We start from the raw sequence: 14,957 nt of genomic DNA on the forward strand, positions 1-14,957 counted from the left end.
GTCTACTCGGGGGGGGGCCTCCTGTTTGGGGGCTCGCCCTCCCCCCGGGCCCCCCCACCGGAATGCGTCAACCGAAGTTCACGTCACTGCACCACATGTACGTCTGGTCGAGGTGCGAAGCCTGCCAGATCGTGAAGACGATGTGGTGGCCGCGGTAGCCGGAGGTCTGGACGTTGAACGTGATGTCCTTCGCCGGGGCGTAGCGGCCGGTCTGCGTGATGAAGTCCAGGTTGCCCCAGCCGAGGCGCTGGGTGGCGGGGTTGAACCCGTTCTTGCTGACGTAGACCCGGAAGTAGTCGGCGCCGTGGCTGGCCTGGTCGTACAGGTGCATCGAGAAGTTGGCGCCGACGCTGGTGGTCCGCCACTGGCCGGGGGTGTTCAGGGAGTTGTTGCGCGCCAGGCCGTTGCTGCAGAGCTGCCCGTCGGGCGTCGAGCCCTGGAAGTTGCCCCGCAGCCCGTCCCGCAGCGCGCTCATCCAGTTCCACATGGTGTCGGCGTTGGCCTGGAAAGCCTGCCAGCACATGGGGTCCTGCTGCTGCATGGCGGGGTTGGTGTGCTGGCTGCCCCAGTCTTTCCAGCACTGGTAGGCCCGGGTCGCGGGGCCGACGATGGTGCCGTGTGCCGAGGCGGTCGGCACCCCGACGAACAGGCAGGACAGCCCGGCGATGACGAGGGCGATGAGACCTCGTCGTGCGGTGCCGGACCCGGAGAAGGTGCGCCTGCGCATGGATGATCCTCCATTCTCGGAAGAACGAGCGGTGGTGGGTTCATGTGGGAGCGCTCCCAGGGTGGCAGCAGCTTAACCCCGATCCGGACATACTTCAACCAAACGCCGGAAAGGCATTGTGGTTATTTCCCGCCGGGGTGGTTTCGAAAAGAACGGGATTCGCGCCGAAAGTTTCGGGACTCGGCTGCCTGCTCAGCAGGACGAAGAAACCGTCACGTTCTGGTCGGACACGCGGAGCACGCGACCGCCCGCGACGAAGAGCGAAGTGCCCGCGTTCCCGCCCAGCCGCAGTACGCAGCCGGTCGCCGGTGACGGTTTCGCCGGGTCGGCCGAAGACAGCCGGACTTCCGGCGCCCTGATCACCGTCGTGCCGAGGACGCCGAAGTCCACCGGGCGGCCGGCCAGCGCGTCGCCGGCGAACCGGTCACCCAGCCGGAAAGGCAGGACCACCAGGAAAACCACCACGAATCCGGTCAGCGCGCCGGCCAGGCCGCGGAGCAGGTGACGGCCGGGCAGCGACAGGTGCACCTCCGCCAGTGACCGCACGCCGGTGCCGATGGAGAGGGTGACCCAGGTCGGCTGCGCCGACGTCGCCCGGTTCTGCAGCCACCGGACGGCGAGGAACGCGGCCAGCGCCACCAAGCCGACCAGGAACGCCCGGGCGACCAGCCAGGAGAACGTGATCCCGGCGTCTTCGGGATCGACACCGAGTGCACCGTAGAAGCGGGCCATCAGGATCCAGCCGAAGGCGTAGGACAGGCCCGCTACACCGGTGGTGATCTGGGCCGCCTGCGCCGCCCATTCCGAGATCCCGGCCAGTTTCGACGTGCTCATACGAACCTTGCCAGGACGAATATCGCCAGGAGCGCGCCGAGCAGCAGCCCGCCCGCGAAGATCCACCGGTCCACCGTCCGCACGGCGGCCGGGTCGCCGACCGGCGCCGGCTCCACCACGGTGCCGGTGGTCTGGGCCGACGCCTTGTCCAGGCCGCGCGCCCACTCGGTCAGCGACGGCCGGGACGCCGCGGGCCCGGACGCCCGGACGACCAGCTCGGTGAGCGCGGCGGGAAGCCGCTCGGGCGGCAGCGCGTCGTTCGGGTACCAGGAGGGCGAGATCAGCACGCGGGGCACCAGGAGACCGAGGACGTACGACGTCGACGCCCGGTCCGGACGTGTGACCTCGTCGGTGAGCACGCGGGGGTCCGTCCAGTCGACCGTGGTGTAGAGCGGCGAGGAGCTTTCGCTGCCGAGCGGCCGCAGCGAGTCGCAGTCGAGCACGAACACCTCGGCGGGGCCGAGTTTCCACAGGAGGTTGTGCGACGCGAGGTCCTCGTGCACGAAGCCGTGGTCGTCCAGCCACGACAGGACGTCCACCAGAGCGCGGAGGAGATCGACCTTCTCGCGATCGGTGGCCCGCGGCACGCCGAGTTTCTCGGACCGCTTTTCGTACAGCAGGAAGTTGAAGTCGCGGACCCGCGTCCGGCCCGAGGGCAGGGTGAACTGGAAGCCGGCCGCGGCCCGCACGACCAGCGCCCCGACGGCCTGGCCGTCCTCGCCCACCGTCGCGACCGGCCAGGCCAGCGTGTGCCGGACCCGGGCGAGGGTCTTCGCGTCCCAACCGGCGTGCGTGCCGACCAGTTCGGCCAGTTCCCCGGCGTCCCGCGGCCGGCTGTACTTCTTGTACAGCAGTGTCTTCCGCGGGCCGGCGATCGAGAAGACGGTCGACGCGCCACCGCGGGCCAGTTGTTCGCCGACCCCGACTTCGGCTTCCGCGATGCGGGCCGGTACGGGCGGCCAGGCTTCGTCGCTCACTCGATTTCCTCGATCGGCACGCCCCGGTTGCCCGGGTTCCTGATGGTGATCGCCCGGGACGTCACGAGTTCGTCGGTGTAGGCCATCAGGTCGGCCAGGATCTGCCTGGCCAGCGGCTGGTCCGGGGAGTCGCTGAGCATCCGGATCCCGGAGATCCGCACGGAATCGAGGATCTCCCGCGCTTGGGACTGCTCCACGCCCACGGTGATGAGGATGATGCGGGGGTGGGCCTGCCGGTAGAAGTGGTCGAACGCTTCTCGCCAGCCGCGGTCCGCGGGCACCCCGTCGGTCACCAGCAGCACCAGCGGCCGATCGAACAACACCCCGGCGGCCAGGTGGGCGGCCGAGTCCGCGCTGGTCAGCCGGGCGAGCAACTGGAAGGCGGGCGCGAACCGGGTTTCCCGTCCGGGCGACAGGACAGGGGGCTCGGCCAGCTCGGTCAGGTCGGAAAGCGGGAGAACGCACCGGGCGTGTTCGGCGAAGGTCACCAGGCTGACCCGCACCCGATCGCCCAGGACCGGCGATTCCAGGAGTTCGTCGGACAGCGCGGTAAGCACGTGCCCGATCTCGACCAGCCGCCCGGCCATCGACCGCGAAGTGTTCACCACCAGGTACATCGGCATGATCCGGTGCATTCCGCACTCCTCACTTCTCCGGCTTGGCTCCGGAGCGCAAACCGGTGACGCTCCGGACGAGGTCGGCGCGCTCACGCTGGGCGCGACCCAGAGAGCCTTCTCCCGCACGGCCTGCGCCGCCGAAGACGCCGATGGACGAGATGATCACGGTCGCGAAGACCATCGCCAGCCCGCCGGCGAGCACGACCGGGCCCAGGTTCCCCGCACCCCACCGGCAACGGGGCGCACCGACGGCCGAAACCACGAAGACGGCCGCCGGCACCTCTTCGAAAAGATCGAGTCGCGACTTCAGCCGCGCTCCGCGCCCGCACCACCGGGCATATCGCCCGAGCAGGGCGGAGCGTTCGTCGCCGGGCGCGGCCGGGTCCCACCGCACCCGCGCGGGGAACGAGTCCGGCTCGGGTTCGCCTGCCGCCCGTCGCAGCGTCTCGGTCATCCGCCGGTGCGCGTCTTCGGCCAGCAAGTCACAACCCTTCGAGGACCCGTTACCGCGGGGAGTCGTCGAACGGGTCAGCCCGCGTTACACCCCCACGCGGCCCCGGCGTCGCCGGCGGGTGGCTCGGTGACCAGTTCGGCGGTGCCGCCGAACTGGCGGGTGTTCGGGTGGGAGCCCGGTTCGTAGCGCGGCCAGCCGGGATCGCCGTCGGCGGCGAACCGCGCCCAGGCCGTGACCAGCTCGTCGCGCGTGCGGCACGACGGCGCGTCGGCCGGGTCGACGCGGTCGAACAGCAACGGGAGCTCGACGCCGTGGCCCGCCCCGAGGACCGGGCCCTGTGGTTCGGCGGAAAACAGGTACAGGTGGGCCCGGCCGCCCGCGGCGGTCTGGGCCGCGGCGAGCCGGGCCGCCGGGCGCCGGTAAGCGGCGTCGTTGAGGAACAGCGTGCGCGACGCCGCCAAGCCGGCGCCGGGTGTCCGGTACGCGGCCAGCAGCCGCTCAGGAGCCGCGACGCCGGCGCGGCCCATCTCGGCGAGCAGTGCCCGCTCGTCCGCGGGAGCGTAGCGAGGGCCTTGCATGGCCTGGAAAAGCCGCATCTCGTCCCGGTTGACGCCGACGAGCAGGTCGATCCCGGCGGCCGCGCCGTCGGCGACGGCCCGGTACGGGTGGCGGGGGAGGACGGTGCCGTCCAGTACCGGGCCCCAGGCGCGTCCGCCGGGCAGGCTGCGCCGGCCGACGTCCGCGTCGACCACGCCGTTCTGCGCCCGGATGATGTCCCCGGCCGGCACGTCGAGCAGCTGTCCGGCCTCGGTGAGCCCGAGCGCGGCGAGCAGGTCGGCGGCGATCGCGGCGGCCGTGGCGGTGGTGCCGACCCGCTCGGTGTGCCCGCTCTGCAGGATCGCCCGGCGGAACGTGCCCGCCGCGGCGGGCGTCGCGAGCAGCGCGCCGATCGACGACGCCCCGGCGGACTGCCCGGCCACGGTGACGTTGCCGGGGTCGCCGCCGAAGGCCGCGATGTGGTCGCGGACCCAGCGCAGCGCCGCGGCCTGGTCCTGGAGGCCGAGGTTGGTGGCGCCGAGCTCGGGGACGTGCAGGTAGCCGAGCGCGCCGAGGCGGTAGTTCGCGGCTACCACCACGGCACCGGTCAGCCGGGACAGCGCCGCGCCGTCGGTGTTCGGGAGCCCGGCCGAGCCGCTGTCGAAGCCGCCGCCGTGGATCCAGACGAGCACCGGGCGGCAGCCGCCCGTGTCCGGCGTCCACACGTTGAGGTACAGGCAGTCCTCGCCGTTGTCCGCGGGCGTGGCCCACAGGTCGCTGCCCGGAAACTCCGGTGTCCCGGCGACCAGGGCGCTGACCCGTTGCGCGGCGGCGGGCCCGAACCGGGTAGCGTCGCGCACCCCGGACCACGGCGGGCACGGCCGCGGCGGACGCAGGCGCAGCGGCCCGACCGGCGGGGCGGCGAACGGGACGCCCGCGAACAGGGCACCGCCGCCGGGCAGCGACGTCCCGCGGAGCGCACCCGCGGCGGTGTTCACCAGAGGGGAGTCGGTCATCTTCGGTCAGGCCTCCGTGCGCGTGGACCGGCGCGGGTGCCGGTCTCGGCTCTAGTTTATTCCATGGAATGACCTTTGCGGGAAGGATCAGTGGTGTGAGCGACGTCATGCGGGTGTTCTCGGACCTCGTCCGCTACGAGACGCGGCTCTACAACGTCGTCGGCGAGCGGTTGCGGGCCGAGCACGGCCTCACCGCCTCCCAGTTCGAGTTCCTGCGGATCATCGGCGGCCGCGACCACTGCCGGGTCGGCGACCTCGCCCACGAGGTGGCGATCACCGTCGGCGCGACCAGCAAGGGCGTCGACCGGCTGGAAGCCGCCGGCTGGGTGGCCCGGCGCCCGAACCCGGAGAACCGGCGCTCCTCGTTGCTCGTCCTCACCGAAGCGGGCCGCCGGTTGCTGGACGCCGCCACACCGGCCTTCGAGGACGCGCTGGGCACGTGGCTCGCCGGGCCCCTGACCGGGAAGGCGCTCGAGCAGCTGGCGTCGGCCGTCGCCGTCCTGCGCAAGCACATGGAGGACGAGCGGGCCGGTCTGCCGACCGGGTGACGCCCCTCGGACCGGGCGGGTCCGAGGGGCGATCCGGTCAGGTGCAGTGGTGCGACGCGCTCACCGCGGTGCCGATGGCGATGTCGACCAGGTTGCCCGTCAGCCCCGGCTGCACGATGTGCACGGCGGTTTCGGCCAGCCCGAAGTCGCTGCCCGGCACCGGTTTCTGCTCGTTGACGACGATCCGTCCGCCACCGGCGAGCGGGATCGTGCTGTTCGGCTGCGTCGGCACGGTCACCTGCGCGCCGGCGATCTTCAGTGTCATCGTCGCCGAACCGCTCGCCCCGGTACAGGTGCTGGTGGACGTCGCGGTCAGCCCGGCGATGTCGATCACCGGCAGGCCCGGCAGCCCCACGTGGACGTCGTCGACGCGCACGGTGGACGCGATCGTGCCCGGCTTCAGGGTGGTGGTGACCTGCGGGCACAGCGCGCGGGCGTTGAGCACCAGCACACCGAGCGACGCGGCGCACGGCGTGCTGGTCCGCGACGCGGTGGCCGTGCGGACCGGCCCGGTGTCCGGTGCCGGCCCCAGTTTCAGCGGCAGCAGCGGCAGGTTCACCGCGGCCTCGAGCCCGACGGCCCGCCCGGTGTAGTACTGCAGCCGGGCCTGCGCCGAGTCGCTGGACGGCAGGTAGAACTCGTCGCCGGCGAAGCTCGCCCCGACCGGCACGGTCGCGGTGTCGTTCAGCGGCTGGTCCGGCGACGGGATCTCGCACTGCGCGGCCCCGGCGGCGTCCGTCGTCGCGTCGCACGCCTGCTGCGTCGCACCCTGGCCCATGGTCAGGTGCACCGGGCGGCCCGCGATCGGGCCGGTGCGGCGCCCGTTCTCGGTCAGCACGGCGGCCAGGCGGGCGGGCTCACCGTTGGCGATGTGCTTGGTGCCCGTGTAGGCGAGCTTCGTCGGGGCCTTGGTGATGGTGAAGGCCGCGCTCGTGGAGCTCGGGAAGAAGTCCGCCGTGCCCCCGTAGGCGACCCGCATCGTCGCCGCGCCCGGCGTGTCCGTGATGTCGATCGAGCAGGACGCGGTGCCGGAGGGGCTCACGCCGGCGACGCAGCTGCCGCGGCCGAGGGTGAAGGTGACCAGGCCGGCGCCCACCGGCCTGCCTTCGCTGGTGACCTTCGCCGACGCGACGACGGTGTCGTGGTAGGCCGCCGTCACCGGGCCGGTGTAGGCGACGCTGGTCGCTTTCCGGACCGGCGGCGGGGGCTCGGTCGGCGGGCCCAGTTCGAGCAGTTCGTAGTACGGGTAGAACGACGCCGCGAGCCGGGCCGCGTTGGGCGTCCCGCTGTTCGCCGCTTCGATCTTCTGCCGGCAGTCGGGATCCAGGCGCGTTTCACAACGCCAGTAGAAACCCTGCGCGAACGGAACCGTCAGTTTGTACTGCCCGCTTTCCAGATCCGTGCAGTCCTTCGCGCTGCGGTGCCAGTGGAACAGGATGTTGTGCCGGTGCGCGCCGTAGTTGGCGTACATGACCTGGCCCTTGGGAATGATGGCGTGGAAGGGCCGTTCGACGGTGTAGATCATGTCGTGCGTGACGCCTTCGGTGATGGTGCCCGACGCCGTCGCCTTGAACTGCCCGACGGCGAATTCCGCGCCGACCGAGGCGGACGTCGTCGCCGTGACGTGCGTGCCGACGCCCGTCGTCACCTTCCAGTCCCACGGCCCGGCGATGCCTTCGGTGCTCTGCTGCGTGTCCTGGATCTTCGTCCAGTCGTCTTCGAGGACCTGGTCGACCACCATCGTCAGCGGGTCGGGATCGCAGACGCCGTCGGTCAGGTGCGTGTCCCAGAGCTGCTCGTCCAGCCCGATCGGGGCGTAGGCGTGCACCGCGTGCTGGTCGACGGCGGTGACGGCCAGCAGCGTCTTCCGGTTGCCGACGACGTGCTCGCCGCCGCCACCCCACTGCTGGTACTCGCCGTTGTTGCAGATCAGGGTGTAGACGTCACCGGCGTCGTTGCTGTCGAGGCAGCGGCCGGTCTGGACGTTCACCAGCGTGTGGCCCACCGCCTGCCAGTGCTGGTAGTAGTTCTGCGCACCGCACGGGTTGAGGTAGACGTTGCCGTTGTAGTCGCTGTCCAGGCAATTGTGGTTTTCGCGGTTCACGATGGTGGCGACCACCGAATCCCCGATCGCGCTGGTGCCGAAGTCCGCCGCCGCGGCCGGCTGCACCGTGGTGAGTCCGGAAAATGCCAGTAATGCGGCCAGGAAGATGGCCAGGGAAAAGCGTTTCCGATGAAACAATTCCACTACCCCCTAGTGGCTGTTATTCAGTTAGCGCACGACAGTCGAATGCGTGCTTGATCCCCCATGCGCCCCCTGCCGGGCCCCTCGTCCGGCAGTACCAGGCAACGCGCGCGTGCGCCGGCGGTCAACTCCGCTGCGTCCCTTCCACCCGGATGGACCAGCGCGCCTGCCCCGTTCGGTTAAGCTGCCGGTGACCGGGAACATCGGGAGGGGCCGATGACAGCAGCCGTGCCGGGCCGGTGGCGGCGGTGGTTCGTGTGGGGTGTGGCGCCGGCCGTCGTGGTCCTCGTCGCCGCGCTCGCGGTGGCCCACCGGCCGTGGCTGGAAGCGTGGTGGCCGGGCCGGCACGAGGCGGCGACGCTGCCGAGCGCCTGCCCGCGGTTACCCGGCCTGCCCCCGGGCAGCCCGGCGCGCCTCACCGGCCCCGGCGGCGTCGAGGGAGCCGACTGCGTCTGGGCCGGATCGCCCGAGGTCGAGGCGCGGTACTGGCTGTACCGGCGAACGGGAACCAGCAGCGGCACCGGGGAAGCCCAGCGGGAAGCCGCCTCCCGGGTCACCCGGTACGCCGGGCCGTCCGCCGGGTACACGCTCGGCGCGGACACGCCGCTGAGCGGAGTCGGCGACGAGGCCAGGATCAGCGCGCACGGGAGCCTGGTCGTGCTCGTCGCCCGGAAGTCCAATGTGGTCCTGGTACTGGACCGCACGTCCGCGCCGGACGAAGGAACGGAACAGGCGGAGGCTGCCGCCATCGGTGACGCGCGGACGCTGCTGGACCTGGTCGAGCTTTCCTAGCGGTGGGCCGCCGATCCGGCCGGCGGCCCACCGTCAGTCCACTTCGGACACGACCGGTTCGGGGTCAGCCCTTCGCGGTCAGCTCCAGCAGCCGGCCGGTGAGGTCGAGGTGCTCGTCCACACTGCTCGTCAGGTACGTGAGGTCGACGAACGTGTGGTCCGGATCGACGAGCTCCACGATCTTGGTGACCGACGCGGCGATGGTCTCCGCGTCCGTGCCGGGGGCGGCGTTCACCCGCAGGGCGACGCCGAGCGCCCGCGGGTCGCGGCCGGCCTGCTCGGCGTCGGCGCGGAGCTTCGCCAGCGTGGAGGTGATCACGTCCGCGGGGAACTGCTCGGGCACCGACCAGACCGGGAGCCAGCCGTCCGCCCGCTCGGCGACCCGGCGCAGCGACTTCTCGCCGAAGCCGGCCAGGTGGATCGGCGGCTTGCGCACCGGCTTCAGGGCGACGTGGGACTCGGCGACCGTGTAGCCGACGCCTTCGTGCGACACGGTGTCCTTCGTCCACCAGGTCTCGAGCAGGTCGAGCAGGTCGTCGAGCCGCTTGCCGCGCTCGGACATCGGCACGCCGACGGCCGCGTACTCGTCGGGTGACCAGCCGATGCCGAGGCCGGGGAGCAGCCGGCCGTTGCTCGCGACGTCGATGCTGGTCAGCAGCCGGGCGAAGTTCGCGGGCTGGTACTGCGTCGCGTTGATGGTGCTGGAGCCGAGGACCACGGTCTCGGTGACGGCCGCGGCGATCGCCAGCGCGGTGAACGGGTCGTAGGCGGTGTGGAACTCCTCGGGCATCGTGTCGTAGCCCGGGTAGGACACCACCGGGGCGACCGGCGACAGCAGCCGGTCGCCGACCCAGAGGCCGGCCGCGCCTGCCTGCTCCGCCTCGCGCGCGTACCGCGCGATCCCGCCCGGTGTGGCCGCCGCCTTGCCGAACACCGGAAGGCTGAAACCAAGTGGCATTGCTTCTCCCCTGAAGAGTGAACGGACCCTGCCGGTCCTCATGCCACTACTACCCCCATCTAGTTGCTTGTTCAAGCATGTGGGAGATCGACCCGCGCCCGGCGCCGGGATGACTTATGCTGGGGTGACGCGGTCGAGACCACGGCCGGCACGAGATCCCCCCTGCGCTCGGGGCATCCGTTGTCGCGCGGCCCTCGCCGCGATTTCACTTCAGCGTTGTACCTAGGGTGTGGCCGACGGAAGCAGGCCACCATGACCGCCAGCCAACGCACGCTGTCCACCAGCCCCCCGGCCGTCGAACTGCCCGACGCCCTGCGGCTCACCACCCACCGGCCCGCACCGGACACGGCGATTGTCGAAGTCGCCGGCGACCTGGACCTCGCGACCGCCCCGCGCTTGCGCGAGCTGCTCACCGCCAGGGCGACCAGCACACTGACCCACCTCGTGATCGACCTGCGCGGCGTGCGCTTCCTCAGCGCGACGGGCCTCGCGGCCGTCGAGCACGGCTACCTGCTCGCCACCGGGCGGGGCATCGCCTGCACCGTGCGCGTCGACGCCACCGGCCGCGCACTGCGCGTCATCCACCTCCTGCCGCTGCGCTTCACCGAAGCCCTCGAACCGGCTTGACCGGCGCCGACGCGGGCCGTCCTTTTCGGACAGCACCGGGTCAGGTAATCCGATTGCCCCTGGCTGCGGCCGGAGCGACCATGGAGCGATGACCGCGGACGTGGCGCGTGAGGAGGTGAAGTCGGAGCTCCGCAGTGCTTTCCGGTGGCGCGGCGACCGCACGGACCGGCACAGCTACGCCGACGTGACGGGGTGGTGGCGCCGGCCCGACCTGCTCGCGAAGCTCGGCCCCGCGCTCGGCCGGCTGTTCGCCGACCGGGAGCCCACAGTCGTCCTCGGCCCGGAATCCCGCGGCTGTCTCCTGGGGCCGTTGGTGGCCCTGCACCTCCACGTCGGCTTCGTCGAAGTGCGCAAGAACCGGGCGGCATCCGGCGACAGCGACGCCTGGCTGCGCCGGACGACACCGCCCGACTACCAGGACCGCCACCTCAGCCTCGGCTTCCGCAAGCACCTGATCACCGGCGCCGACCGTGTGCTGTTCGTCGACGACTGGATCGAAACCGGCGGCCAGGCCCACAGCGCCCACCTCCTCACCCAGGAAGCCGAGGCCACCTGGCTCGGCGCAGCGGTGGTGGTCGACGCGTTGCCGAGCAGCCGGGTGCGCCGTGAGCTGGATGTCCGCTCGTTGCTGCACGTCAGGGAACTCTGAGGCCCGTGGTCACTGGCCGGCGCCGTCGCCTGAACCCGCGCGTGGGTGAGCCGCGCCGGAATTTTGCCAACGGAAACGCAAGATCGTCTTCACGCTGCGGCGTCGGCGCGTTGGTGATTAATCGTCGAAGGGGCTGAGCGTTACACACCGAGAGAGGGAAGTCGTCGAGGTAACTCACTTTTCGTGGTCGGAATATCGTGATCTTCACTCGAATGAGGGCGCGAATCATCTGAGTGTCGCAGTGTTGGCACTTACTCAGGGAAAGCGCGATACTCCAAACGTGCGCGGTGGCTGCCTGGCAACGGCGCGAAGTGGCAGCACCGGCACGTTCAATGCCCTCGAATCGGAGAGAGGATCTCTTTGCCTACCGTTACCCGAAGATCCCGGAGGCGCGGCTCGTTCGACCCGGCGAACTCGCCGCGTCGGGGACCTGTGAACTTCTGGTCCTTCCTGCTGGCCGTCCTCCGCGAACCGAAGACCTCCCGCGAGGCCATGCGGTTCACCATCGCGGGCGGCGTCTTCACGATCGCGCTCGCCGCCCTGGGAGCGCTCGCCTTCATCCTGCGACCCGCGGAGACGCAGGCGATCATCGGCACGATCGCCGGCGTGGTCGGCCCGCGCGGCTGACCGAGCGGACCGGAGGGGCCGCGGCGGGCAGGCCGCGACCCCTCCGGTCACCGGTACCGAGGCTGCCCCAGCGCACGCGCCCGGGCCGCGAGCGCGGGGGAGACGGCGCTCGCGCACCCCGTGCGGCCGCCCCGGCGCCGGGAGCCGACCTGCCGGCGCGGTGCCGCGGTCATTGCCATTCGAGAATTTTTGTGCCCTGCGTCGGTTTCGTTTGCGCGAATACGAATTTTGTGCCCCCCAAGGCATGCCGTTAGCGTCGAATTCATGGAATGGAGTTTCACAACGGCCGAAGAGTCGATTGCCGCGTTGCGCGCCGGTGTGGTCACGTCGGTGGAACTGACCGACGACGCCATCGTCCGCGTCGAACGCGACGACGAGGTGATCAACGCGATCTGCGTGCCGGACTTCGACCGCGCGCGGGCCGCCGCACGGCGCGCCGACGAGGCACGCGCGCGTGGTGAAGACCGGCCGCTGCTCGGTGTTCCGGTGACGGTCAAGGAGTCCTACGACGTCGCCGGCCTGCCCACGACCTGGGGCATGCCGCCGTACCGGGACCACGTGCCGGCCGAGGACGCTGTCCAGGTGACCCGGCTCAAGGCCGCGGGCGCGGTGGTGCTCGGCAAGACCAACGTGCCGTTGGGGCTGCAGGACATCCAGAGCTTCAACGAAATCTACGGCACCACCAAGAACCCGTGGGCGCACGATCGCACGCCGGGCGGATCGTCCGGCGGCTCGGCGGCGGCGCTGGCGTCCGGGTTCGGCGCGCTGTCCATCGCCTCCGACATCGCGGGTTCTTTGCGCACCCCCGCGCATTTCTGCGGGGTCTACGCGCACAAGCCGACGCTCGGTCTGGCGGCCGCCCGCGGCATGGTCCCGCCGTCCGACCCGGCCCTGCCGGTCGACCACGACCTCGCCGTCGTCGGCCCGATGGCCCGCAGTGCCCGCGACCTCACGCTCCTGCTCGACGTCATGGCCGGCCCGGACCCGTTGACGTACGGCGTGGCGCACCGGCTGGCGCTGCCACCGGCCCGCCACGAGCGGCTCGGCGGCTTCCGGGTCCTGGTCCTCGACGAGCACCCGCTCATCCCGACGGCGGCGGCCGTACGGGCGGCCGTGCACCGGGTGGCGACCGCGCTCACCGGCGGCGGCGCCCGCGTCGAACGGCACAGCCCCCTGCTGCCCGACCTGACCGAAGCGGCGACGCTGTACATGCAGCTGCTGATCTCGGGTTCGGTGGCGCGGTTCCCCCTCGAATCGGACGAGCAGCTGCGCACCCGCGCGGCCGGGCTGAGCCCGGACGACCGAAGCCTGGACGCGGTACGGCTGCGCGCCCTGCAGTTCAGCCACCGTGACTGGCTGGCGGCGCACAACGGCCGCGAACGCCACCGGCACGCCTGGCGGCAGCTGTTCGCGGAGTTCGACGCGGTGGTGTGCCCGATCACCCCGACCCCGGCGTTCCCCCACGACCACACCCCCAACCCGATGGCGCGGCGCATCGACGTCGACGGCGCCGAGCACCCGTACTTCGATCAGGTCGTCTGGGCCGGCCTGGCGACGATGCCCGGCCTGCCGGCCACGGCGATCCCCGCGGGCCACTCCCCGGCGGGCCTGCCGGTCGGCGTGCAGCTCATCGGCCCGATGTACGAGGACCGCACCCCGCTGCGGCTGGCCGAACTGCTGGCGGAGCAGCTCGGTGGCTTCCGGGCGCCGCCGGAGTCAGTGGCGCCGAAGTCAGCGGCGCCGGAGGAACCCGGCCCCGGCGAGCAGCGCCAGGACCAGCACGACCGCCGCACCGATCAGCCACGGCACCACCGGTGACGCCGCTTCGCGCACCTCGACGGCGACCTTGTTGTCCCCGACGAACGGTGAGATCGCCGTGCCGATGTCCACGTGCACCGTGTACTTCCCGGCTGCCCCGGCGCGGTAGCGCAGTTCGGCGACCCACTCGCCGCTCAGGTCGCTCCTGACCTGTGCCGCGCTGTCGACCGCCTGGAGCCCGTCCGCGGGCGGACGAGCTGTGACGCGGACCGTCCCGATCGGCGTCGTCCCGGCGTTGCGGACGCGGACGAAGACGGTGAACTCCTCGCCGGCGCGGACCGCCGCCGGGGCGTACCGGCTGCTGACCTCCAGCGACTCCGGTGACCGGGTGGTCGGCTCGAGGCACGTGTCGCCGAAGAACCGCACCCGCTCGACGACGGCACCCTCGGCGACCTCGACGGTGAAGGTGAGCCGGTTCCGCCCACCCCGGATAGCCGCCTGCTGCGGGAAGTTCGTCATCGTCACCTCGGCCGAGCGGCCGGGCACCTGCTCGACGCGCGCCGGCTCGGCGGCCGACACCGTGCTCCACTCGACGTCGGTTCCGGACGACGTGAGCTGCACCTGCGCGGCCGTCCGCCCGTTGATCGCCGCCGAAACCACGGCGGTGCCGGCCGACCCGGCGGCGAAGTCGACACCGGTGTGCAGGTGGAAGAGGTACCAGGTGGCGGGCCCCTGCGCGGCACCGGCCGGCAGGGTGAAGTCGGCCGCGGCCACCTCGGGGACCGTGGCGCTGAACGGCCCCCGCTCGACCGTCCCCGCGCCGAGCCGGGTCAGCGACTGGCAGGCCCCGCCGCCGGCCGGTGCCCGGGCACCCGCGTGCCCGGGCACCGCCGTCAGCGACGCCACGCTCAGCAGGACGATCACGGCCGGCCGAACGAACGCGCGTTTCATGGAATGGATACCTCGCTGGCGCGGCCGTTGCTCTGGAGGTGGCCGTTGTTCTCGGCGTTGCCCAGGTACGTCCAGTCCGACCAGTAGTGGTAACCGCGGTTGACGAATTCCCTGAGCACGAAGTCCTCGGCCGCCTCGCTCTCGCCGAACCACTGGCCCGAGCAGCCCTCGCGGTAGTCCATGTGCGTCGTGGCCACCACGAAGTAGCCGTAGTACGTGTTGTACATCCGGTCGGTGTTCGACGGCGCGTACACCCGCATGTGGTAGTTGACGGGTGCCCACTCTTCACACTGCCCCGGGTACTGCTTGATGCCCCGGTCCTGGTCCCAGCTGCCGCGGACCCAGGCGTACTTGAGGCTGCCCGTGTGCGGCATCACCGAGCTGAGCGGCGCCTTGACCTTCGGGACGGTGGCGTTGTTGAAGAAGATCAGCGACACCGGCCAGTCGACGTAGTCCTCCGATCGTGTCTTCTGCGAGTAGTCGTACGTGTCGAAGGCGTCGCCCCCGCCGTAGAACTGGTGGTTGAACCACAAGTTGACGTCACGGGCCTGGGCCGGCGTGGCGGACAGCAGGCCGGCGGTCACCAGGACCACGGCCATGCCGAGGCAGGTGACGATGCGGTGTGCCAACCGATTCATGG

Annotated in this window: 16 protein-coding genes; 6 read left to right on the forward strand and 10 right to left on the reverse strand. The window is 71.5% G+C overall.

Going from position 1 to position 14,957, the window contains the following annotated elements; genetic code table 11:
* Positions 1-67: 67 nt before the first annotated feature.
* The 6 genes from I4Q55_RS26280 to I4Q55_RS26305 all read right to left on the reverse strand — a co-directional run bounded on the left by I4Q55_RS26280 (position 68) and on the right by I4Q55_RS26305 (position 5,162).
* Positions 68-727, reverse strand: a complete 660-nt coding sequence (locus I4Q55_RS26280) for a lytic polysaccharide monooxygenase (protein ID WP_206791288.1) — start codon at positions 725-727, stop codon at positions 68-70.
* A gap of 192 nt (positions 728-919) precedes the next feature.
* Positions 920-1,561, reverse strand: coding sequence for a hypothetical protein (locus I4Q55_RS26285; protein ID WP_206791289.1), 642 nt, complete (start codon positions 1,559-1,561; stop codon positions 920-922).
* A complete protein-coding gene (locus I4Q55_RS26290; RefSeq protein WP_206791291.1) occupies positions 1,558-2,538 on the reverse strand; it encodes a hypothetical protein in 981 nt (326 codons plus the stop codon). The genes I4Q55_RS26285 and I4Q55_RS26290 overlap by 4 nt, the downstream gene beginning before the upstream one ends.
* The gene (locus I4Q55_RS26295) at positions 2,535-3,173 is read right to left on the reverse strand and encodes a hypothetical protein (RefSeq protein ID WP_206791293.1); all 639 of its coding nucleotides are present in this window, start codon (positions 3,171-3,173) and stop codon (positions 2,535-2,537) included. Before I4Q55_RS26295 ends, I4Q55_RS26290 begins: the two co-directional genes overlap by 4 nt.
* A 10-nt stretch (positions 3,174-3,183) precedes the next feature.
* Positions 3,184-3,636, reverse strand: a complete 453-nt coding sequence (locus I4Q55_RS26300; RefSeq protein WP_206791295.1) for a hypothetical protein — start codon at positions 3,634-3,636, stop codon at positions 3,184-3,186.
* Between the two features lie 47 nt (positions 3,637-3,683).
* Complete coding sequence (locus tag I4Q55_RS26305; RefSeq protein ID WP_206791296.1) at positions 3,684-5,162, reverse strand: carboxylesterase/lipase family protein; 1,479 nt, start codon at positions 5,160-5,162, stop codon at positions 3,684-3,686.
* Between the two features lie 95 nt (positions 5,163-5,257).
* Here I4Q55_RS26305 and I4Q55_RS26310 point away from each other — a divergent pair, with 95 nt between their 5' ends.
* The gene (locus I4Q55_RS26310) at positions 5,258-5,710 is read left to right on the forward strand and encodes a MarR family transcriptional regulator (RefSeq protein ID WP_307793307.1); all 453 of its coding nucleotides are present in this window, start codon (positions 5,258-5,260) and stop codon (positions 5,708-5,710) included.
* Positions 5,711-5,747: 37 nt separating this feature from the next.
* Here I4Q55_RS26310 and I4Q55_RS26315 read toward each other — a convergent pair whose 3' ends face one another.
* Positions 5,748-7,952 (reverse strand): choice-of-anchor P family protein, encoded by a 2,205-nt coding sequence (locus I4Q55_RS26315; RefSeq protein WP_206791297.1) that lies wholly within the window; start codon positions 7,950-7,952, stop codon positions 5,748-5,750.
* Positions 7,953-8,171: 219 nt separating this feature from the next.
* Here I4Q55_RS26315 and I4Q55_RS26320 point away from each other — a divergent pair, with 219 nt between their 5' ends.
* The gene (locus tag I4Q55_RS26320) at positions 8,172-8,747 is read left to right on the forward strand and encodes a hypothetical protein (RefSeq protein ID WP_206791298.1); all 576 of its coding nucleotides are present in this window, start codon (positions 8,172-8,174) and stop codon (positions 8,745-8,747) included.
* 64 nt (positions 8,748-8,811) lie between these two features.
* Here the strand turns inward: I4Q55_RS26320 and I4Q55_RS26325 are convergent, their stop codons facing one another.
* Positions 8,812-9,705: a TIGR03619 family F420-dependent LLM class oxidoreductase gene (locus tag I4Q55_RS26325; protein WP_206791299.1), complete on the reverse strand. Its 894-nt coding sequence runs from the start codon at positions 9,703-9,705 to the stop codon at positions 8,812-8,814.
* Positions 9,706-9,957: 252 nt separating this feature from the next.
* Here I4Q55_RS26325 and I4Q55_RS26330 point away from each other — a divergent pair, with 252 nt between their 5' ends.
* From I4Q55_RS26330 to I4Q55_RS26345, 4 genes are all read left to right on the forward strand, one after another.
* The gene (locus I4Q55_RS26330; RefSeq protein WP_206791300.1) at positions 9,958-10,332 is read left to right on the forward strand and encodes an STAS domain-containing protein; all 375 of its coding nucleotides are present in this window, start codon (positions 9,958-9,960) and stop codon (positions 10,330-10,332) included.
* A gap of 88 nt (positions 10,333-10,420) precedes the next feature.
* Positions 10,421-10,981, forward strand: a complete 561-nt coding sequence (locus I4Q55_RS26335) for a phosphoribosyltransferase family protein (protein WP_242546741.1) — start codon at positions 10,421-10,423, stop codon at positions 10,979-10,981.
* A gap of 432 nt (positions 10,982-11,413) precedes the next feature.
* Complete coding sequence (locus I4Q55_RS26340; protein ID WP_206791301.1) at positions 11,414-11,608, forward strand: hypothetical protein; 195 nt, start codon at positions 11,414-11,416, stop codon at positions 11,606-11,608.
* 264 nt (positions 11,609-11,872) lie between these two features.
* The gene (locus tag I4Q55_RS26345) at positions 11,873-13,426 is read left to right on the forward strand and encodes an amidase (RefSeq protein WP_206791302.1); all 1,554 of its coding nucleotides are present in this window, start codon (positions 11,873-11,875) and stop codon (positions 13,424-13,426) included.
* Here I4Q55_RS26345 and I4Q55_RS26350 read toward each other — a convergent pair.
* Both I4Q55_RS26350 and I4Q55_RS26355 read right to left on the reverse strand, forming a co-directional pair.
* Complete coding sequence (locus I4Q55_RS26350; protein WP_206791303.1) at positions 13,340-14,317, reverse strand: hypothetical protein; 978 nt, start codon at positions 14,315-14,317, stop codon at positions 13,340-13,342. The two genes, I4Q55_RS26345 and I4Q55_RS26350, sit on opposite strands and share 87 nt — an antisense overlap.
* The gene (locus I4Q55_RS26355) at positions 14,314-14,946 is read right to left on the reverse strand and encodes a hypothetical protein (RefSeq protein WP_206791304.1); all 633 of its coding nucleotides are present in this window, start codon (positions 14,944-14,946) and stop codon (positions 14,314-14,316) included. Before I4Q55_RS26355 ends, I4Q55_RS26350 begins: the two co-directional genes overlap by 4 nt.
* Positions 14,947-14,957 lie beyond the last annotated feature (11 nt).

It is taken from the genome of Amycolatopsis sp. MtRt-6 (assembly GCF_017308975.1).
Lineage (GTDB): Bacteria > Actinomycetota > Actinomycetes > Mycobacteriales > Pseudonocardiaceae > Amycolatopsis.

What these genes read in the sequence shown, in the direction of transcription:
- I4Q55_RS26345 (WP_206791302.1), top strand. Translation starts at nt 11,873, where the DNA reads ATGGAATGGAGTTTCACAACGGCCGAAGAGTCGATTGCCGCGTTGCGC.
- I4Q55_RS26320 (WP_206791298.1), top strand. Translation starts at nt 8,172, where the DNA reads ATGACAGCAGCCGTGCCGGGCCGGTGGCGGCGGTGGTTCGTGTGGGGT.
- I4Q55_RS26330 (WP_206791300.1), top strand. Translation starts at nt 9,958, where the DNA reads ATGACCGCCAGCCAACGCACGCTGTCCACCAGCCCCCCGGCCGTCGAA.
- I4Q55_RS26335 (WP_242546741.1), top strand. Translation starts at nt 10,421, where the DNA reads ATGACCGCGGACGTGGCGCGTGAGGAGGTGAAGTCGGAGCTCCGCAGT.
- I4Q55_RS26350 (WP_206791303.1), bottom strand. Translation starts at nt 14,317, where the DNA reads ATGAAACGCGCGTTCGTTCGGCCGGCCGTGATCGTCCTGCTGAGCGTG.
- I4Q55_RS26285 (WP_206791289.1), bottom strand. Translation starts at nt 1,561, where the DNA reads ATGAGCACGTCGAAACTGGCCGGGATCTCGGAATGGGCGGCGCAGGCG.
- I4Q55_RS26325 (WP_206791299.1), bottom strand. Translation starts at nt 9,705, where the DNA reads ATGCCACTTGGTTTCAGCCTTCCGGTGTTCGGCAAGGCGGCGGCCACA.
- I4Q55_RS26280 (WP_206791288.1), bottom strand. Translation starts at nt 727, where the DNA reads ATGCGCAGGCGCACCTTCTCCGGGTCCGGCACCGCACGACGAGGTCTC.
- I4Q55_RS26305 (WP_206791296.1), bottom strand. Translation starts at nt 5,162, where the DNA reads ATGACCGACTCCCCTCTGGTGAACACCGCCGCGGGTGCGCTCCGCGGG.
- I4Q55_RS26295 (WP_206791293.1), bottom strand. Translation starts at nt 3,173, where the DNA reads ATGCACCGGATCATGCCGATGTACCTGGTGGTGAACACTTCGCGGTCG.